General features: G+C 42.3%; 1 protein-coding gene. It reads left to right on the top strand.

The genetic code is table 11. The features are described from left to right. Positions 1–386 precede the first annotated feature (386 nt). Complete coding sequence (locus LHW48_03755) at positions 387–3,590, top strand: PDZ domain-containing protein (GenBank protein MCB5259572.1); 3,204 nt, start codon at positions 387–389, stop codon at positions 3,588–3,590. Positions 3,591–4,033 lie beyond the last annotated feature (443 nt).

Raw genomic sequence — 4,033 nt, 5'->3', positions numbered from 1 at the left:
TTCCATTACTAGCGTAATAGTAGTTTTATCCAAACGATTGCTAATCGTGGAACTAACGCTTCTAACCAGCTTTACGACAGCAGGTTTATTTATTAGTTACGATGGAAAATAGAAGAAATGCACTGGCATGTAAGACAGAAATATGGATGGGTAATGGTCTCATATATAACTTAGTTTATTTTAGAATAGCACGAGTCTTAAGCCTCTACCTTGCTTGGATAACAAAATAACATATCCTAGTATTTGGCGGCAAATGGTTGTAGGATAAGCAGTTAATAATTCCATGCTTGACAATGGGGAGATATGAGTATTAGAAAATAATGCTTGACATGAGCAACGCTGCATAAAAAATATGATACTAGTTAACAATTTAGTAAGGAGACATCATGCAAGGTTATTATCAAATGCCCACTGTCAATGAAAAACAGGTAGTGTTTATCTCAGAAGATGATCTTTGGAGTGTATCCCTTAAAGGGGGAACTGCGCAAAGACTTAGTTCCAATCTGGGACCAATCCGTAAACCTCTACTCTCACCTGATGGGAAGTGGATTGCATATCTAGGCATGGAAGATCGCACAATTGAGATCTATGTAATACCTTCAGAGGGTGGAAAAGCCCAACGCCTTACCTGGCAGGGAAACTATTGTTTCCCTCTGTGCTGGAAAGGCGAAAAGATAATCTATGCCAGCACATGCGGCTCCTTTACGCAAAGAGAACTTGTTCTTTGGGAAGTAGGATTGGATGGGATGCCTCCGGTTAAACTGAATTACGGTCCTGCCCTAAGCATCAGTTTTGGCAAAAAGGGAGTAATCTTAGGTCGCAATACCTCAGATCCTGCTCGCTGGAAAAGATATCGTGGAGGTACTGCCGGTTACTTCCTGATTGATGCCGATGGCAAGGGCAAATTTCGCAGATATTTAGATATTAATAGCAACCTGAGCTGTCCCATGTGGATTGGAGATAGGATATATTTCATCTCGGATCATGAAGGGATTGGAAATATCTACTCAGCCGATTTAAAGGGCAAAGACATCCGCAAACATACATCTCATACAGATTATTATGCCAGAAATGCCAGTACCGACGGAAAGTCCATAGTCTGGCAATCAGGTGGAGACATCTATTCACTGGATATAGCAAGTGATAGAACAAAGCAGCTCAAAATAGATTATCGTAGCCCCAGAGTCCAGCTTTACCATAAGTTTGTTGATCCCGGCAAGTACTTGAACTGTGCAAACCTCAGTCCCGATGCGGGCTCAGTTTGCATGGATATTCGTGGTAAAGCCTTTTTTGGCGGGGCTTGGGAAGGCAGTATCCAGCAATATGGGAAAAAGCATGGCGTACGCTATTTATGTAGCACGGTTTTGCCCAATAATAAAGGCATACTCACCATCTCTGACGAAGGCGATATAGAACATTTTGAATTGTATCCCATTCGTTGGGATTTCTGTTCACCAGATCCCAAGGCCAAACCCAGAATTTATAAGGGTGATTTTGGCCGACCCTATGAATTTGAGCCCTCGCCCTGCGGCAAATGGATTGCTTTTTCGAACCACCGTAACGAGCTGTGCATGTTAAATCTGGAAACCGAAGAACTCATCAAAGCAGACCAGAATAAATTCGGATTGATTGAGGGCTACAATTGGTCGCCGGATAGTCGCTGGATCGCCTATTCTACTCAGGAAAATCGACTTACATCCACTATCAAGATCTATGACCTTGATAAACGTGAAACTCACAAAGTTACAAATCCCGTGAAGTATGATTTTCAACCTTGCTTCGATCCTGAAGGTAAATACCTCTATTTCGTTTCCAGTCGTACTTTTCAACCGATCGGCGATAGTATGCAATTCTCCTTTTCCTTCATAAAAGATAGGAAGCCTTATCTGATCACACTCAAAAAGGATGCACATTCTCCATTCAATCCCGGTCTCAAAGCTCTGGAACCAAAACCCGAACAGAAGAATGAAAATAATAAGAATAAAAAACCAGAAAAGGTTAAACCAATCGAGATAGATTTTGATGGCATTAGTCAAAGAATCGAGGAGTTCCCCGTAGATGCCATGATTATGGGCGGAATCGCCGCCATACCAAATAAGCTATTCTACTATAAATACGACTATACAAAGATATTGGAAGACAATCAAGAACAGAAAGTGGATATCTATTGTTATGACCTACAAAAGCTTGAAGAACAGCTATTTATAGCAGGAGTGAATTCATACACATTCAATATCGATAGATCCGCAATGATTTACTGGGTAAACAAACAACTCCGTATAATCTCTACAAAGCGAGATCCCAAGAGTGAATTGCCCAAAGAGATAAAACCTGGTAGAGCAAGTGGATGGATAGATTTGAACCGCTTTAAAGTAGAAATTGAACCCTTGGAAGAATTCAAACAGATGTTCCGCGAAGGCTGGCGCCTGCAGAAGTACTTTTACTGGAATGAAAAACTGTCCAACATTGATTGGAACAAAGTTTACAAACGCTACTACCCCCTTGTAGATCGCATCGGATGTAGGGGAGAATTCTCCGATCTGATGTGGGAAATGCAGGGCGAACTTGGTACTTCACATTGCTATGAATTTGGTGGAGATTACCGCATAGGACCTTCTTACCCCATGGGAAAACTTGGGGTGGATTGGAGCTTTGATCCCAAAAAACAACAGTGGAAGATAAGTCGCATCATCAAGGGAGATTTTTGGCAAAGCAAGAATCGTTCACCCCTAATGAGCTTAGGAATCAACATCCCCGAAGGTAGCATCGTAAAAGAAATTAACGGAATTTCGCTTAGTGCTGAGCAAACGCCGGAGCGATGCCTGGTAAATTATGCTGGCACACAAGTTCAGCTCACAGTAACAGATTCTCGTGGACGCAACAAGAGAGTTGTGACAGTAAGCCCAATAAACAACGAATTTGAAGGACGCTATCGGGATTGGGTAGAAGATAATCGAGAATATGTACACTTGAAGAGCAAAGGAAAGGTAGGATACATCCATATTCCGGATATGAGCCGGGATGGATTGAAGGAATTTCATCGTTATTTCCTCACAGAATTGGATTATGAAGGCATTGTTGTGGATGTTCGCTACAATGGAGGCGGATCGGTATCTCCGCTACTTTTAGAAAAGCTGGCGCGCAAGCGTATAGGATACGATTGTACCAGATGGTTCGGTCATGAACCATATCCCGGAGAAGCTCCAGCAGGTTCACTAGTCTGCCTCACTAATGAACAGGCTGGTAGCGATGGAGATATCTTCTCCCATGCCTTCAAACTGATGAAATTGGGAAAACTAATTGGTAAACGAACATGGGGTGGCGTAATTGGCATCTGGCCTCGTAACTGGCTGGTTGACGGTACTATGACTACTCAGCCTGAGTTTTCATTCTGGTTCAAAGATGTAGGTTGGGGCGTGGAAAACTATGGTACAGACCCCGATATTGAAGTGGATATTATGCCTCAAGACTATGCACAAGGGATAGACCCACAATTGGATATGGCGATAAAAATCGTGCTGGAAGACATCAAGAAATATCCTCCACTCAAGCCCGATTTTACTCACATGCCCGATTTGAGCCTCAAATAAGCGACAATGAATAATAGTGGGGATCTTGTTGATCTAGCTCCCCACTTTTTTATTTGCTCCGAGCTTATTGCTTTACCTCATGGCTCTTGGCACCAAGTCCAAGAACCTGGATGATGTCCGTGAATACATCAAAGTCCTGGCACCTTGGTTCAAGGCAGAATACCTGTACGCAAGCTTGCCCGGCAATCTTACAGACTCAAATATGTAAAAACCTGTATAGCCAATTTTCATTTTAATTAATCCGCCATCTGCAATTTTCGGTGACTCTTAATACATAAACCTGAACCATGCTATTGGAGTTCATGAGGCCAATTAAGTTCCTGCTGATATTGAACTTAATAGGCCTCATGGACTTCAAAAGCAGGCGTGTAATTATGCACGGCCTTGAAGTCCAAACCACCCATAAGATATTAAATAAGGGATAGTTAGTTTATGCGCTTTGA

The sequence above is a fragment of the Candidatus Cloacimonadota bacterium genome, from assembly GCA_020532355.1.
GTDB lineage: Bacteria > Cloacimonadota > Cloacimonadia > Cloacimonadales > Cloacimonadaceae > UBA5456.
This window is presented reverse-complemented; position numbering and strand designations above follow the sequence as displayed.

What these genes read in the sequence shown, in the direction of transcription:
- LHW48_03755 (MCB5259572.1), top strand. Translation starts at nt 387, where the DNA reads ATGCAAGGTTATTATCAAATGCCCACTGTCAATGAAAAACAGGTAGTG.